At 62.8% G+C, this 15200-nt stretch carries 10 protein-coding genes and 4 pseudogenes; 5 read left to right on the plus strand and 9 right to left on the minus strand.

The window, feature by feature from the left end; genetic code table 11:
- Nucleotides 1-160: 160 nt before the first annotated feature.
- A pseudogene (gene trbL, locus AC0L3X_RS28450) lies at nucleotides 161-1094 on the plus strand (P-type conjugative transfer protein TrbL); the annotation flags it as partial.
- Nucleotides 1095-1149: 55 nt separating this feature from the next.
- On the opposite strand, the gene AC0L3X_RS28455 reads toward trbL, so the two are convergent.
- The 9 genes and pseudogenes from AC0L3X_RS28455 to AC0L3X_RS28495 form a co-directional block, all read right to left on the minus strand.
- Nucleotides 1150-2397, minus strand: coding sequence for an MFS transporter (locus tag AC0L3X_RS28455; protein ID WP_439033965.1), 1248 nt, complete (start codon nucleotides 2395-2397; stop codon nucleotides 1150-1152).
- Entirely contained in the window at nucleotides 2394-2741 is a 348-nt protein-coding gene (locus AC0L3X_RS28460; RefSeq protein ID WP_439033966.1) for a sulfotransferase, read from the minus strand. Before AC0L3X_RS28460 ends, AC0L3X_RS28455 begins: the two co-directional genes overlap by 4 nt.
- Nucleotides 2672-3334: a sulfotransferase gene (locus AC0L3X_RS28465; RefSeq protein WP_439033967.1), complete on the minus strand. Its 663-nt coding sequence runs from the start codon at nucleotides 3332-3334 to the stop codon at nucleotides 2672-2674. Before AC0L3X_RS28465 ends, AC0L3X_RS28460 begins: the two co-directional genes overlap by 70 nt.
- A gap of 29 nt (nucleotides 3335-3363) precedes the next feature.
- A complete protein-coding gene (locus AC0L3X_RS28470; RefSeq protein WP_439033968.1) occupies nucleotides 3364-4674 on the minus strand; it encodes an aminotransferase class III-fold pyridoxal phosphate-dependent enzyme in 1311 nt (436 codons plus the stop codon).
- Between the two features lie 36 nt (nucleotides 4675-4710).
- Nucleotides 4711-5985, minus strand: coding sequence for a GMC oxidoreductase (locus tag AC0L3X_RS28475; RefSeq protein WP_439035703.1), 1275 nt, complete (start codon nucleotides 5983-5985; stop codon nucleotides 4711-4713).
- A 51-nt stretch (nucleotides 5986-6036) separates the two neighbouring features.
- Nucleotides 6037-6225, minus strand: a pseudogene (locus AC0L3X_RS28480) (FAD-dependent oxidoreductase); the annotation flags it as partial.
- Nucleotides 6226-8247: 2022 nt separating this feature from the next.
- Nucleotides 8248-9472, minus strand: a pseudogene (locus tag AC0L3X_RS28485) (IS91 family transposase).
- A gap of 20 nt (nucleotides 9473-9492) precedes the next feature.
- On the minus strand, nucleotides 9493-10353 hold the full coding sequence (locus AC0L3X_RS28490; RefSeq protein WP_029085027.1) for a tyrosine-type recombinase/integrase: 861 nt from the start codon (nucleotides 10351-10353) through the stop codon (nucleotides 9493-9495).
- 221 nt (nucleotides 10354-10574) lie between these two features.
- On the minus strand, nucleotides 10575-11129 hold the full coding sequence (locus tag AC0L3X_RS28495) for a peroxiredoxin (RefSeq protein ID WP_439033969.1): 555 nt from the start codon (nucleotides 11127-11129) through the stop codon (nucleotides 10575-10577).
- 537 nt (nucleotides 11130-11666) lie between these two features.
- On the opposite strand from AC0L3X_RS28495, the gene nifH reads away from it, so the two are divergent.
- The 4 genes and pseudogenes from nifH to nifW all read left to right on the plus strand — a co-directional run bounded on the left by nifH (nucleotide 11667) and on the right by nifW (nucleotide 14919).
- Nucleotides 11667-12557: a nitrogenase iron protein gene (nifH, locus tag AC0L3X_RS28500; RefSeq protein ID WP_026233535.1), complete on the plus strand. Its 891-nt coding sequence runs from the start codon at nucleotides 11667-11669 to the stop codon at nucleotides 12555-12557.
- Nucleotides 12558-12623: 66 nt separating this feature from the next.
- The gene (locus AC0L3X_RS28505) at nucleotides 12624-13352 is read left to right on the plus strand and encodes a nitrogen fixation protein NifQ (RefSeq protein ID WP_439033970.1); all 729 of its coding nucleotides are present in this window, start codon (nucleotides 12624-12626) and stop codon (nucleotides 13350-13352) included.
- Nucleotides 13353-13947: 595 nt separating this feature from the next.
- Nucleotides 13948-14409, plus strand: a pseudogene (locus AC0L3X_RS28510) (beta/alpha barrel domain-containing protein); the annotation flags it as partial.
- Nucleotides 14410-14586: 177 nt separating this feature from the next.
- Entirely contained in the window at nucleotides 14587-14919 is a 333-nt protein-coding gene (gene nifW, locus AC0L3X_RS28515) for a nitrogenase stabilizing/protective protein NifW (protein WP_439033971.1), read from the plus strand.
- Nucleotides 14920-15200 lie beyond the last annotated feature (281 nt).

A 15200-nucleotide genomic window follows, 5' to 3' on the forward strand; every position in this document is an offset into this window, starting at 1 on the left:
TTTTAAATATCCTCACCCCCCCCCTACCGCGGGCGCGCGGGGGCGCGGGGGGGGGGGGCGCCCCCCCGGGGGGTTTCGGGGGGCGGGGGGGGGGGGCCGGCCCCAAACCGGCCGGCCCCGGCCACACCGTCGACGACGAACGCTGTGGAAGGAGATAACGATGAACAACGTCGGCGTCATCGACACCTTCCTCAACACCTTCACCACCTATACGAATCAGGCTTCGGCCTGATCAAAGGCGAGGTCACGTCTCTCGCCTCGACGCTGATCGTCATCGACATCACCTTGGCCGGCCTGTTCTGGGCGTAGGGCGCTGACGAAGGCATCCTCCAGCGGCTGGTGAAGAAGACGCTCTACATCGGATTCTTCGCCTTCACCAACTTCAACACTCTCTCGGGCGTCATCTTCAATAGCTTCGCCGGCCTTGGCCTGAAGGCCGGCGGCTCCTCAATCTCGACAGCCGATTTCCTGCGGGCCGGCCGGCTCGCGCAGGCCGGTCTCGACGCGGCGCACCTACTGCTGGACGCCGCAAGCCAGATGATTGGCTTCGCCAGCTTCTTTGCGAACTTCGTCCAGGTTGCCGTGCTGATGGTGTCCTGGCTCCTGGTCCTGATCGCCTTCTTCATTCTGGCGGTGCAGCTGTTCGTCACGCTGATCGAGTTCAAGCTGACAACGCTCGCCGGCTTCATCCTCATTCCCTTCGCCCTCTTCAACAAGACTGCCTTCCTCGCCGAGAAGGTGCTGAGCAATGTCGTCGCCTCCGGCGTGAAGGTGATGGTGCTCGCTGTCATCGTCGGCATCGGCACCGGACTGTTCTCGCAGTTCACCACCACCTATGGCGGCGGCCAGCCGATGATCGAGCAAGCGCTTTCTGTCGTGCTCGCCGCACTCGCCATGCTCGGCCCCGGCGCCCGGCATCGCCACCGGTCTGTTCTCCGGCGCGCCGCAGCTTGGCGCGGGCGCTGCTGTCGGAACTAGCCTCGCCGTCGCCGGCACGGCGATGGCGAGCGGCGCTTCGCTCGCTCTCGCCGGAAGGGAGCGATGGCGGCGGCCACGGTGCTGCGGCCGCCGCGCGTGGTGGTGCGGCGATGGCCCGGGTGGCCAAGCGCGTCCAGTGATTTGATCTCCATAAGCGGTCCTGTCCGCTAGTCAAAGACGCAAACTGTGCGTGTGGCGCAGCGGCGACCGCCAGATCCACAGCACCGACGCCGCGCCCAGCACGCTGCTGGCCAGCAACGTGGCACGCAGGCCCGATGCGGCAGCCGCCGCGCCGCCGACCAGCGCGCCCAGCGGCGCCAGCCCCCACACCACGCTCCGGATACTCGCGTTCACCCGGCCCTGCATCCGGTGCGGGGCCAGCGCATATCGAATGGGGACCTGCTGCACGTTGTAAATCCCTTGGCCAACCGATAGCAGGAATTGAGACAGTGCCACGCACACCAACGCGGCCCACAATGGCCGGGTGAGAAGCGCCGCCAAGCTCATGCCTCCAGCGCTGAGCGCCAGCGCAACCATCAGCACCGGCCCGAGGCCGATCGCGCGTCCCGCCCACGGTGCGGTAACCGCGCCGACGACGCCACCGAGTGCACCGATGCCGAGCACCATGCCGACAGTCCCGCCCTCCAAACCCAGATCTTTCGTCAGGTGCAGAAGGAAGACCGCCGAATATGCGTTGTACCAAAAGATGAAGGTGCCAGTGGCCAACGTGACTGCCCGCAGAATCGGGGTGCTGAACACGGTGGTCAGCCCTTCGGCCATTTGGCCGAGTAGCTGGGTCGACCCGACCGCTGAGCGCGCGGCCGCGCGCATCGGCACGAGCGACAACAACGCGGCAGCGATCAGGAACGAGGCCGAGTCGGCCAGGATCGCGGTCGGCGCGGAGAACGTGCTCACCAGCCAGCCGGCCAGGAACGGACCCGCTGCCAACGCGCTCGCCTGGCTGAGCTCCAACAAACTCTGCGCCTGGACCAGCTGAGTCCGGTCCACCACCGTGGGTACGCACGCCAGATAGGCCACCTCGGCGTTTACCGCCGCCACCCCGACCAGCGCCGTCGCCGTACACAGCTGGACCATTCCGAGATGTTCGAGGCCGGCCAGCACCGGAATCGTGGCCAGCGTTGCCGCCATCACGAAGTTGGCGATCAACAGAATCCACCGATGCGGGAGGCGGTCCACGATGACGCCGGCGAACGGGCCCGCCAACAGGTACGGCGCCCGACCGCAAGCCAGCAGCAGCCCGGTCTGCACGGGTCCCGCGCCCAGCAGAGTGATCGCGGTAAGCGGCAGCGCCAGCATGGTCACCTGGGAGCCCAGCAACGACACGGTTTGGCCAACGAGCAGCGCCAGGTAGCCGCGCGGCAGTCGGAGCAGGGCGGCGGAACAGTGGGCGCGCCTCACGCTTCGACGCTCAAGGTCGGGGCCGATAGATAGCCTAGCCGGGCCAGTTCACTGCCGGCAATCCGCTCGAACTCCGCGATCTGAGCGCGCGTCAGATCCTCGGCGTAGCGACCGAGCCGGCCCGAGTGCAGCGGTCTGCCAGCGGATTCCGCCGCCGGGTGGCCGTACGGATGGTCGAAGAGCGCGTGCTGATACTCGGCGTGCCGCAGCACCGCCTCGTCCCAAGGCAAGCCGAGGTGCTCCAGGATTTGGGTCAGGGTGGGTCGAGGACGACTTACCAGATCCTCGTAGCGCAGCTCGAGGTAGCGGTCCGGCGGCGCGACCCGATGCGGCCGGGAAACCACTTCAAGCCAGCCCGCGCGGCTTCGGCGGCGGTCCGGTAACCCCAATCTGGCACGGTTTTCAGGTGCGAGGCGGCCAGGTCCCGACCGTCGCGCACGATGTGCACGAAATGCGCCCTCGGCCACAGCCGGGCGTAAGAATCGATCTGAGCGATCTTGCGCTGTAGTTTTAGTCCCAACCGCAGGGCTCCGGTGTGAGCCCTGCGGAACTCACCGATCTCGTTGATCAGCCGGCACCGGTCGGCGAACGATACAATGTCATTGGCCACCTCGACCATTACCTTGGTGACCAGTTCGCGCACGTCGTCGAAGTCCAGGCCAAAGCGTCGGCACTGCACCGCGAAGTGCACGCCGTCGTACCAGAATGGATCGATCGCGCTTTTTGTAGTGCCGGTGACCTTCGGGTCGCGGGCGTCCAGCAGGTCGATCGCGCGCAGGATGTGCGGACCGAGATTCGGCGGCTCCAGGAAGTCGATCTCCGGCCCGATCACCAGATCGGGATGCGAGTCCAGCACCACGCTCAGCAAGGTCGTGCCGGACCTGTTGTCGCCGCCGAGCAGAACCGGCGAAGTGGGAAATGGGTCGGCCTCCGGCATAGCGGTGCCCCCTGTTTGACAGCTGCTGCTCATGGGTGGCTGGGCGCAGTGAACCAGCGCCGGACAGAATCCGGGGTAGCCACGAAGTGATCACCGGCGAACCGCACGGCAGCGGCCATCGGATCCGGGTCGCCGCCGATGCGATCCACTCGCGCCAGTGCCGCCGGCAAAGCGTGTCCGGCGGCTTCGATCGCGCCCCGTACGTCAGCGTCGGACAGTGCCGCGGATGGCATGAACCGGCCGCCGTACTGCATGAGGAAGCCCCGCGACCACATCTCCTGGAAAAACGCGTGGCCGAGTTCGGCGTCGGCAAACATGACGTCGAACATGGTAGGCCAGGCGAACGCCCACGCCTCGACCTGCTGGCCAACGAAGACCTCGTTGAGCCCCCTAATGAGTTGCTCGCCAACCTGACGCATCCGCGCCAGTGCGGTCCCGTCGCGCAGCGCGTCTAAGGTGCTCAGCGCGGCCGCGAACGGGGTAACCTCGCGCTGATAGGTGTTGCCCAGGTAGGTCTTTTCGGTGGCGTTGATCACGTCCGCCCGACCGGCCACCGCAGACAGCGCCATGCCGTTCGCCAGTCCTTTGCTCAGTGTGATCAGGTCGGGCGTGAGGCCGACTGCGGTGTGGTATCCGCCGAGGGCGTAGCGAAAGCCGGTCATAACCTCGTCCAGGATCAACAGGGCACCGTGCTGGTGCACCAGCGTCTGCAATCGCCGGTGGTATTCGGCAGGGAAGAAGTTGACCTCGGGGGTGATGATCACTGCGGCGACGCGCTGGACGTTGGCCAACTTCTCAAGCAGGTCCAGATCGTAGCGGAACTCCACGGTGTCCGGGTCCCGCCCGGGCAGCCCCATCGCTGGCCGGTCCTGTAAGTGCCAGTCGTGCCAGCCGTGATATCCGCTAGTAAGCACCAGGTTGACGCCAGTGTGCGCGCGGGCGAGGCGGACTGCGGCGGTGGTGGCGCACGAGCCTGTGCGGAAGAACACCGAGCGTTGCGCGACCGGGAAGATTTCCGCGAGCCGTTCGGCCACCTCGACCCGGTGCACGGACAACGGCCCGGGTAGGATGCCGCCGGTGCGGCGCATTTCCGTGGTGACGTGCGCGAGCACAGGTTCGTATCCGGCTCCCAACGGTGCGGCCCCGCTACATGAGGTGAAATCGACGTATTGTTTTCCATTAACATCCCAGACATGCGCGCCGGACGCGCGGCTCATCACCACTGGAAAACGCCGGTTAAGATCCCATTTCTCCGACGCGGTGATCCGCAGCGCGCGGCGGAGCGCGGTGTTTTGCGCGTCGGTCGCGGCGACGGTGGCACTGGGCGTGTTCATGGACATGAACGGTCTCCGGTTGATTCTTCGCACATGCGTCGGTCAGGCGAGCTGCGTGGCTATTCTTCGAGCGATGCGCAGCGCGTTCGCCTGAATAGTGAAGGTCGGGTTGACGCCTCCGGAATACGGAAAGAACCCGCCGTCCGCGACATAGAGATTGTCGATGTCGTGCACCCGACCCCAGCGGTCGACTACAGACTCTGTTGGATCGACCCCTGCTCGGCAGCCGCCATGCAGATGCCTGCTACCGAACTGATAGTTGGAATCCTGGTAATCGACTTTTTTCACGCCGGCTTCGGCCAGCAATTCCGACGCGCGTCGGGACAAATAGCCTAATCGGCGTTTGTCCAGCGGATGAGTCCAGTACTCAAGAATGATTTTCTGCAGACCTAGCCGATCTCGACTGTTGGCCAGTCGCACCGTGTTTTTGCGCATGGGCTGATCGGCCGCCAGGAAATGAAGCCGTAGCGCTATATTGCCGTCACAAACCGCCTGTTCGGCAGGACTGGCTTCGTAGATCATTCCGCCCAGCCCGGAGGGCGCCTCGTCGTCGAGGTAGTGATCCGACATTGCGACCGTGGAGAACGGGCCGCCCGGCGATCGCGCGGGCAGCCGGTCCAGCGTGGTGTTGCCGGACACGTAGCCACTGATTTTGAACGAGATGCCGCTGCCGACCATGCCAGTGGCATTGCCGATGCCGTTGGGCGCCATGGACTGCGCCGACCGTAGCAGCAAGGCGGCAGACTGCACCGCGTTGCCGGTGAGCACCACGCAGCGGGCGCGAACCCGAGCGCGTTGACTGGTGACGGTGTCCAGCCATTCCACCGAGTCCGCGCGGCTCACGTTGCCCAGATCGATACGCACGGCCTTGCTGCCCAGGGCAACTGTCAGTGCGCCGGGCGGCAGGGGTACGTCAGTGAACGGGGACCGCGCGTCGGCCCTCGCACCGGTCGGACACAGGTGTTCGTTGCAGGGGCCGCAGCAGTGACACGCCGGGCGGCCGCCATAGGGCAACGAGTTGATAGCCAGCGGGGTGGGGAACGGCAGCCGGCCTAGGCGTCCGCCCGCCTTGGCGATCAACAGGCCCTGTGGGCTGTACTCGTGCGGCGGCAGCACGGCGGGATCGCTGGGTGGCTCGAGCGGGTCCGCGCCAGGGAGCCGGGCCACCCCCGTCCGCCGTTCGAGCTCCTCGTAATAGGGGCGTAGTTCGGCGTAGTCGATCGGCCAGACTGGGTCGAGCGCGTCCGCGGCCACATGCGCTCGCGCGTCAAAATCGACGGTCCGATAACGGAAGGCGATCCCGGCGTACAGCGTCATTCCACCGCCGAGTGCCGACACGGTCCAGGGGCGCCCGAACGGCGTCAACGTCCCGGCAGGGGAGGGCACCAAGGCGTCATCGAAACCACTTTGGACAGTCGCCAGTGAAGCGCCGGGGGGAAGCGTCCGGCCTTCCTCGAGGACGAGCACCCGGAATCCGTTTCGAGCGATCTCGTGGGCGACTATCGAGCCACTGGCACCACTCCCGACAACGCATACGTCAACCGCACTGGTCATCATTGTGATACCTGGCCCCTCTAGCCGCAACTATCGCGTCCTGTGATATGCTTCCAAAACCGCTGTGGATCGAAGTGCCGCGAACCTCTTTGGCCTTGGTCTGTTCTTTAACTCGGCATCAGCGCTTTCTCTCCGTAATCCAAGATCCTGTCGTGCCGTTGATGTTCAGCTCAAATTGGCGCCTATTGCCCTACGGCGAGATAGAGCAACGGCCGTGCCAGCGCTCCTCGCGCGCATTAAGCGCCTGATTGTGCTTTGAAACAGTTCGCGATGCGCAGACGGCGCAGGGTGTTTTGAATCTCGCAGCTTTGTGCACCGCTGTCAGAAAGCGGACAAGGATCGAGGGGCTGATGCATCCGGACCTTGCCCCACGGACTTGATCCGGGTTGAAGGCAATTCCTTTTTGGCAATGCGCGCGGCGCCCTCGGAGACTTGCGGTGGGGTACCGCCAACTGCTGGAAGAGGATTTCACGGTCCACGCTTACAGCAAACTAACTGAGGCCGCCCGTCCATGCTGCCGAGGTCTATGGTCTCGGGGGCTGAGAGCCACAAAAAATTGACCCTGCGCCGGCAATTAGACAACGCCCGCGCGTGACCGGCGCGTGCCATGCTACGCATTTCGATCGGATCGCAAATTCGCATGTAGAGTCAGAACGCCGCGATACTTGCGCACGATTTCGATGTCAGCAACATGAGCTTCGTCCCCTTCTCGCGTAACCCACTCGCCGGACATTGACGGAGGCCACACCGATTTTCCACGACCTGGGCTTTGAGGAGGATGGGACTCTGGATCGCATTCACGGTCGAGACGCACCGAGATGGCTGAGACGAGGAGATCTCCAGAGAGCTAGAGTGGCGGCCTGGATTGCCGTGACGGGATTCTAGCCGCGAGAGAGGCCCGCGGTGCCCGTCGTGGAGAACCGCAATGTCCAGGCACAACCAAGTTTCGCAGAGCAGCTCCAGCCGGCAATTTTTATGACGAGATCTAGACTCATGTCGAGCTAGAGGCGGTGTGTGCCCTGGATCCAGGAACGGCCGTGGCGAAGGCGCCGCTTGCCATGCCTCACAATGCAGCAACACATCGGCGATATAGCGGCATTATTTGTCGGCCGGACTCAATTCGCAGCCATAGCGCCGCGCCATCTTGGTCGAGGCTCCCGTCTCGTCGATGAACACCAACCGATGGATGCCGATCTCAGGCTGAGATCCCTCCACGCCGCGCGCTCAGCGGCCACGTCCGGTCGATCCTGCTCGCTGGCGTGCGATGTTTTTTGAATGTGATGTTGTGGCGATCGAAGAATCGTCAGACCACGCTCGGCACGAACGCTCGCCTTGGACTTTGAAGAGATGGTCAGCGATCTCGGCCAGCGTCATGTCAGGCGTAGCTCTGACCAGGGAGAGGATCTCCGCAGCATGCCCCTCGATCCGAGCTAAACGCCGGTCTCCGCCCTGCGCTCCCGCCTCACAGGCGCCGGTGCTTCGCGACTCGCTGACCAGCTCCATCGCTGTCGATGGCGCCACGCCGAACCGGCTGGCGGCGCCCCGACAGCTCATGCCTTCATCCTCCACAGCCCGAATAATGCGAAGGCGAAGGTCCGGCGAGAGTGGTTTAGCCATGGGGGGCTGGCCTCCATCACCAGCCCTCAGGGTGAATCACGATTTGCCTCGCAAGGGAATCTGGAGGGTTCTGTGAGGTCGCGCTCACGCGAGGGCGCGGCAAGCGCTTATCACGCGACCTCATTGAAGCCGGATTGAACGAAGGCGCGGGAGGGTGAGCACGGTGGTGAGGCTATGGGGATTGTTCGAGATCGCAACTAGCTATCGGCAGACTGTGCATCTGAAGCGGAGACGTGCTGGCTGCGCATCGGCGGCAATTTGAGACCGGGAGCGTTTTGCAGGCGGTCGCGATCGATGGTCCGCTGCATTGAATGGTTGTCGTCGCGCGGTGTGGCCGCACGGCTTCGACCGCGTCGGCGGTGATCGAGACGCTGGGAATGATGATCGTCGTGCAGGGCACGAACTGGCTCACGACGTGTCGCATCGGAACGGTGGGGTTCGAGGGCTGGAGCGGCTGCAGCTGTGTCGAAAGCGCTCGACGATGCGCATGACGCCCCCACAATCGGGACAGGCAGGAACCTCGGCCCGGGTATGGAGGGCCGAATCCAAGGGCGACGGCTCGGCATTGTTTGGCGCTGTCCGCTCATCATCGAGAAGTTTGCGGCAGAGGGCGAGTTTGGCAGCGCGATGGCCGTTGGCCATGAAGCCGAAGTGGCGGATGCGATGGAAGCCGTCGGGCAGCGTGTGAAGAAAGGAAGCGGCGGATGAACTCGTCGGGCTTGAGCCTCATGATTTTTGTCGCGCCGTTCTGGCGGTAGTCCTTCCAGGTAAAGGCGACGTGATCCTCGTCGAGGGCTACGAGCCGGCCGTTGGCGATGGCGACGCGATGGGTGTAGCGGCCGAGATAGGCCAGCACCTGTGCGGGCCCGCCGAAGGGCCGCTTGGCGTAAACAACCCAGTTGATGCGTCGCATGACGTCGAGGTGGGCCGCGAAGGCAGCCGGCTCGGCCAGAGCTCCGAGATCGCCGAAGAAACGCAAGGCACCGGAGTTGAAGGCTGCCGACAGACGTTTGAGAAAAAGTGTGCGAAATAGTCTGGACAACGGTTTGACGGCCAGGAAGAAGTTCGGTCGGCAAGCGATCCAGCGCGCGCCATCGGGCGAGAGCCACCACTCGGAACGACGCAGTGGACGTGGGGATGATGCATCAGCGCCTGTCCCCAGGTGTGGAGGACGGCGACGCCGCCGATCGCACCGCCGAGCCGGCGTGGATTGGCGGTGAGCGTCGTCATCGCCTCGGCGGCAGCCTTGAACAGGATGGCATAGACGACGGCCTTTCTGGAAAGCGATCGCGGCGATCGGTGCGGGAAGTGTAAAGACGACGTGGAAATAGGGAACCGGAAGCAGGTCGGCTTGACGCGCGGCGAGCCACGCGGCTCGGGCTCTCCCCTGACACTTCGGACAGTGCCGGTTGCGGCAGGAATTATAGGCAACGCGTGTCGTGCCGCAGTCGTCGCAAGCCTCCACGTGGCCACCGAGCGCCTCGGTCCGGCACGCCACGATCGCGCTCATCACGCGCCGCTCGGCCCGACCGAGATGACCGGCATGTACACGGCGATAGGCGTCGCCATGCCGGCGCAGAATATCGGCAATCTCGATGGCGGGCCTGTTGGAGCGGCTGTCGGAGCGGGTCATGACCCGCTTCCCGCCGCGGATCATCCAGGTGGCGTCACCTCCAGCGACAGGCGATCGAGCGGGCTCTGGGTCGCTCGGATCGTATCGGTGGCGACCTGCGTGTAGCGCGCCGTCGACGACAAATTATTGTGTCCGAGCAAGACCTGAATGATCCGGATATCGGTTCCGTTCTCGAGAAGATGTGTCGCGAAGCTGTGGCGCAGCGTGTGGAGCGTGACGCGCTTGGTCAGGCCTGCAGCCTTCACCGCCGACCGGCAGGCGGCATGCAACACGGTCTGATCGATCGGATGATCTTCGTCACGGCCAGGAAACAGATAAAGCCGCGGCCGGGCGAGCCGCCAGTAGGTGCGCAGGATGCCCAGCAGCTGGGGCGACAGCATCACGTTGCGATCCTTCGCGCCCTTGCCGTGGCGCACCTGGATGACGCCGCGGGCGCTGTCGATGTCTTCGATCCGCAGTCCCGCAACCTCCGAGGCCCTGAGCCCGGCCGCATAGGCGGTGGTGAGCGCGGCGCGGCTCTTCAGGCTCGATACCGCTTCAAGAAACTGAACCACTTCGTCGGCGCTGAGCACGACCGGCAGCTTGCGCGGTTCTCGCGCATAGGGAATGCGCTCTGGGATGAGCGCCTCGCCGAGCGTGACGCCGTAGAAAAACCGTAGCGCACAGACAATCTGGTTCAGCGCCGGCCATGATATGCCGGTCGAGACCAGATGCACCTGGAAGGCGCGGACGTCTTCCAGCTCTAACCGATCAGGTGATCGGCCAAAATAGCGGCTGAACTTCGAAACCGCGCTGATGTAGGATCGCTGCGTCGCCGGCGACAGATTGCGGACGGTCATGTCTTCGATCATGCGGCGGCGAAGAGGGCTCAAATCCGCCATCTCGATACTCCTGTCTGAGGGGGTGGGCTCCAACACCCACATCCTCTCAGCCAGGAGGCGAACTACGCCACCTTGGCCCTTACGCCGCGGCAGCGGCTTCGTTCAATCCCTTCCGATTCCGCCAGGTCGGAAATGCTCTAGCCTCCACGTTAGACTGTACTGAGTCTGGCGTCCTTCGAATGCAGGAGCTGCTCCTTCAACTGCACGATCGACATGTTGCCTTAGGCAATTTTAAGCGTGTCGCCGCCGATCTCGCGGTTGCAAGGGCAGAGCTCATCAGTCTGTATCGCATCCAGAACGCGTAGCGTGTCCTTTGGGCTCCGGCCGACATTGAGGCTTGTCGCATAGACATGCTGGATCGTGTTCTCAGGATCGACGATGAAGGTGTAGCGATGCGCGATGCCGTCACGCGAGCGCACTCCAAGGCCATCGACCAGTGCGCCCTTGGTGTCGGCAAACTGCCAGATCGATAGACGGTGCAGGTCCTTGTGCTCACGCCGCCAGGCGAGCTTGCAGAACTCGTTATCGGTCGAGCCACCAAGCACGACTGCATCGCGATCGGCGAAATCCTTGGACAGGCGGGCAAACTCAGCGATTTCGGTTGGGCAGACGAATGTGAAATCCTTCGGGTAAAAGAAGATGACTTTCCATTTGCCGGGGAAACTCCTCTCAGTCAGGGTCTCGAAGGCGCTCTGCCCGTTCTCCTCTTGCTGGTGAAAGCCGGGCTTTACGCCTGTGATGTCGAACGGCGGCAACTTACTTCCAATTCCAGGCATATTGTCCTCTCAATATCGCGTCACGCGGAAACAGCGTTTCGCGACCAGCAAAGCAAGCGATATGCCACCCCGATCCAACGGCAAGTACCCGACATGCCGGTCGTGAAACATTCGCCTTTGATGATGGCGGTGTCCTCGAACCCGATCTGCACTGTGTGGTCTCCTCAATCGTCTCGGGCTTAAGGCCCGGCATTCCCCGTTCCGCGCTCTTTCGCCCGGCGCTCGTAGTGGAATCCACGCGCCGGGGCTTTGTCCGGTTTCTGTCAAAGCCCTTGCCGCTGTCGGGTCCGCCACCGCATCCGGTCTTGGACGCCGCGCTATTAGTCCAGCATGCTCAGACGCTTAATGCGCGTGCGAACGAAATGGCACGCCAGTTGCTAAATGGATGCAGCAACAACGAGTGAGGGCTGAGGGCACGCCGACGCCGATGGCGAGCGATGGCCTCCTTCCCGAAACCCGTGTGCCCACGTTTCTGAGAGAGAAACAGCCTCGCGCATTCGGCGCGAAAAAATTGGCAATCGGTTGATGGAGAGCAACATGTCTTCGCTGAGACAAATCGCGTTTTATGGCAAGGGTGGCATCGGTAAATCGACAACGTCGCAAAATACGCTGGCGGCCCTTGCAGAGCTGGGCCAAAGGATTCTGATCGTCGGCTGTGATCCCAAAGCGGATTCGACTCGCCTCATCCTGCACGCCAAAGCGCAGGACACCATTCTGAGCCTCGCGGCGAATGCCGGCAGTGTCGAGGACCTCGAAATCGAGGACGTCATCAAGCTCGGCTACAAGGACATTCGATGCGTCGAGTCCGGCGGTCCGGAGCCGGGGGTCGGTTGTGCCGGAAGAGGCGTGATTACTTCGATCAACTTTCTCGAGGAGAATGGCGCCTATGAGGACATCGACTACGTCTCTTACGACGTGCTCGGCGACGTCGTCTGCGGCGGCTTCGCGATGCCTATCCGCGAGAATAAGGCACAGGAAATCTACATCGTGATGTCCGGCGAGATGATGGCGATGTATGCCGCTAACAACATCTCCAAGGGTATTCTGAAGTATGCGAATTCCGGCGGCGTGCGCCTCGGCGGCCTGATCTGCAACGAGCGGCAGACCGACAAGGAGCTGGAGCTTGCGGATGCTCTTGCCAAGAAGCTCGGCAGCCGGCTGATCTACTTCGTGCCGCGCGACAATGTCGTGCAGCACGCGGAGCTGCGCCGCATGACTGTGCTGGAATACGCGCCAGAGTCCAAGCAGGCGGATCACTATCGCAATCTCGCGACCAAGATCCACAATAATGCTGGACAAGGCGCTATCCCGACGCCAATCAGCATGGACGAGCTCGAGGATATGCTCATGGAGCACGGCATCATCAAGCCTGTCGACGAGAGCCTGGTCGGCAAGACCGCCGCCGAGCTTGCCGCTGTTTCGGCATAGTTCATGTTGTCGGCCTTCTCGACCGGGGAAGGCCGACATCATCCACTCAGAAGCTGGGGGACCTTCATGATTGGTACACAAAGAAAATTGGCCGATACGATGTCACCTCCTGTATCGGCGGCTCACGTCGCCGAGCAGCGCGATGCGAGTGAGCTCTACGGCCTTCTGACCGGGCGCCATCCAGCAGATGTCGACATCAGCGACAATGACGATTTCGATCGCCATGTGCTCGCTTGCATTCTTGCCACATCCGCTATGGATGTCGGCCAACTTCCCGAACGGGCTGGCTTGACCAACCAGGAGCTCAATGTGCTCTTGGTGCAATACTTCCCATCCACGCCGATCAGGAGCTGTACCTGGCGCGAACAGTCCGCGTTACCGTCTCCTGACGAGACGATTATGGTGCGCGACCTCCTGCTTGCGCAACGTTCCACCCATGGCGAGGTCGGCGGCTGGTTGGCGACGATGATCGCGCGGCGCGCCATGGAGCCTAATCACTTGTGGGAAGATCTCGGTCTGCGGAAGCGGGACGAATTGTCCCGCCTCCTGACGCGCCATTTCGCGCCGCTAGCGGCTCGCAACACCAAGAACATGCGCTGGAAGCGCTTCTTCTATCGCATGCTATGCGAAGATGACGGCCTGGTGATGTGTACCGCGCCGGTCTGCACGGAATGCAATGATTTTGATCTTTGCTTCGGCGAGGAGAGCGGCGAGAGCCGGATGGCCGGACGCCGGCGGGATCATCTGCGTCGTCTCGATGACTCCGTCCAAGCGATCCCAAGTTCGCAAGACTGAGCTCATCATGGATTGCCCCTCGTCGGCGCGATTCCCGGTATATCGGACGAGCTTTCGGCCAGCTGTCACAAGAGGAGACTGAGGGTATGAAAAGACAACTGGGATAAACGATTGCGCGCAGCCGGCCTAAGGCCGACGCGGATGCGCCTGATGATCGCGGGTTGATATTTGGCGGAGGCGGCCGTCACATTCACCGGCCGAGATATTCTATGTTGACGCGCGATCGAGGCCAACATCCGGCTCTCGATCGCACCCGCTGAATTTGTTTACGAACGCCGACCTGTGGTTGGACCGAACCCGGCGGCTCAAAACTCTTCTTCGACGCGCATCCCAGAATGCGGCCGCCTTCCCCGAAGTGCTGCAGCTTGAGGTGAGACCCGAACCGTTGCCCGGCTAGGAAGCTTCCAAGCTCGGCACCTGCCTTCAACTCAGTCGCAAGCGCACCGAACCTCACGCTCCGCCGTTTCCACCCTGTCGGAATTGCGACACACTCGAGTCATCTAAAATTCGACGTCCGTCAGAGGCTCTTGGGAATTCGAACGGGTTGGCACGGCAGTTGCTGAAGAGTTTCCGGAATAAACATACGGAGCCGCTGATGGCGTTCGCTGCCGCGATCACCGGGCCCGACAAAGATCGGTCGAGGTCCATAGTCCTTAATGACGCTACGTTGCGCGACGGCGAACAGGCGCCCGGCGTGGCGTTCACGACAACGGAAAAGGTATCGATCGCGCGTGCTCTAGCGGCGGCCGGGGTCACGGAGATCGAGGCCGGCACGCCGGCGATGGGTCACGAAGAGATAACCGCGATCCCAGCGGTCGCCGAAGCGGGCCTTGCGGCCACGACCATTGGCTGGTGCCGGATGAAACCCGCGGACGTCGATGCGGCGATCGAGGCCGGCGTTTCGATGGTCAACCTATCGATTCCATCGTCTGACGTGCAGATTGCGGCGAAACTCGGTGGCGGCCGTTTAGCCGCGCTGGAGCGGGTGAAGCGCGTCGTGAGCTACGCTCGCGACAAGCGACTGGATGTTGCGGTGGGTGGCGAAGACTCCTCGCGTGTTCGAACAAAAAGGCCCGGTTGCCCAGGAAACGGTGGTGGCGATCTGGCGCGACATTCACGAGAGCTCGCTGGTCAACGGCCGGTGATCGGTTGGTCAGCCATGCGCGTCGCGTGATCGGGTTGGAACGTTCGAGCCTGGATGGTTTCCGGGCGCAGATCTAGATGGAGGTTGACAATGACGACGGACGGGATCCTTGCGCAATTGAACAAGGCGTCGGCGGCAGAGGAGTTTTTTGCACTGCTCGGCGTCGAGTACGATGCGAAAATCATCGACGTGGCGCGGCTTCACATCCTGCGTCGCATGGGTCAATATCTCGCGGATGAGGAGCTTGCCGGTGCATCCGATCCTGACATCGCCTCGCGTTGCAAGGCCACGCTTGAGCGCGCCTATGCCGACTTCGTCACGTCCTCCCCAATCGAACAGCGCGTGTTCAAGGTCCTGAAGGATGCGGCCGCACCACAACCGAACAAGCATCCAGCATTGGTCCAGCTCGGTTCCTTGGAGTGAATTGAGTTTATATCTCGTGCTCTGGACCGTGAAGGTTCGGAGAACCTGCCAGCCACCGAAGGTATCGAATTCAAGCGAAAGTTGAAGTTGCCGCCCCGCGGATCCGCAGCTTCAACACTCGGCTCGTTAAGGGCCAATCACGGCTCAGCCCTGGTATTTCCATCCTTAGCTGGTGCTCATGGTGCATCTATCTCCTGCGACGGTTCGGCAGCGGAGAGCGCACATTTGGCGAGGAAAGCGCATCATGATTCGGATGACTGTCTTCTGTCGCATTCCGGACA

It is taken from the genome of Bradyrhizobium sp. MI1.7, assembly GCF_055811795.1.

Excerpts from the sequence above, each read along its gene's own strand:
- AC0L3X_RS28465 (WP_439033967.1), bottom strand. The coding sequence starts at position 3,334 with ATGCCGGAGGCCGACCCATTTCCCACTTCGCCGGTTCTGCTCGGCGGC.
- AC0L3X_RS28470 (WP_439033968.1), bottom strand. The coding sequence starts at position 4,674 with ATGTCCATGAACACGCCCAGTGCCACCGTCGCCGCGACCGACGCGCAA.
- AC0L3X_RS28475 (WP_439035703.1), bottom strand. The coding sequence starts at position 5,985 with ATGACGCTGTACGCCGGGATCGCCTTCCGTTATCGGACCGTCGATTTT.
- AC0L3X_RS28490 (WP_029085027.1), bottom strand. The coding sequence starts at position 10,353 with ATGGCGGATTTGAGCCCTCTTCGCCGCCGCATGATCGAAGACATGACC.
- AC0L3X_RS28495 (WP_439033969.1), bottom strand. The coding sequence starts at position 11,129 with ATGCCTGGAATTGGAAGTAAGTTGCCGCCGTTCGACATCACAGGCGTA.
- nifH (WP_026233535.1), top strand. The coding sequence starts at position 11,667 with ATGTCTTCGCTGAGACAAATCGCGTTTTATGGCAAGGGTGGCATCGGT.
- AC0L3X_RS28505 (WP_439033970.1), top strand. The coding sequence starts at position 12,624 with ATGATTGGTACACAAAGAAAATTGGCCGATACGATGTCACCTCCTGTA.
- nifW (WP_439033971.1), top strand. The coding sequence starts at position 14,587 with ATGACGACGGACGGGATCCTTGCGCAATTGAACAAGGCGTCGGCGGCA.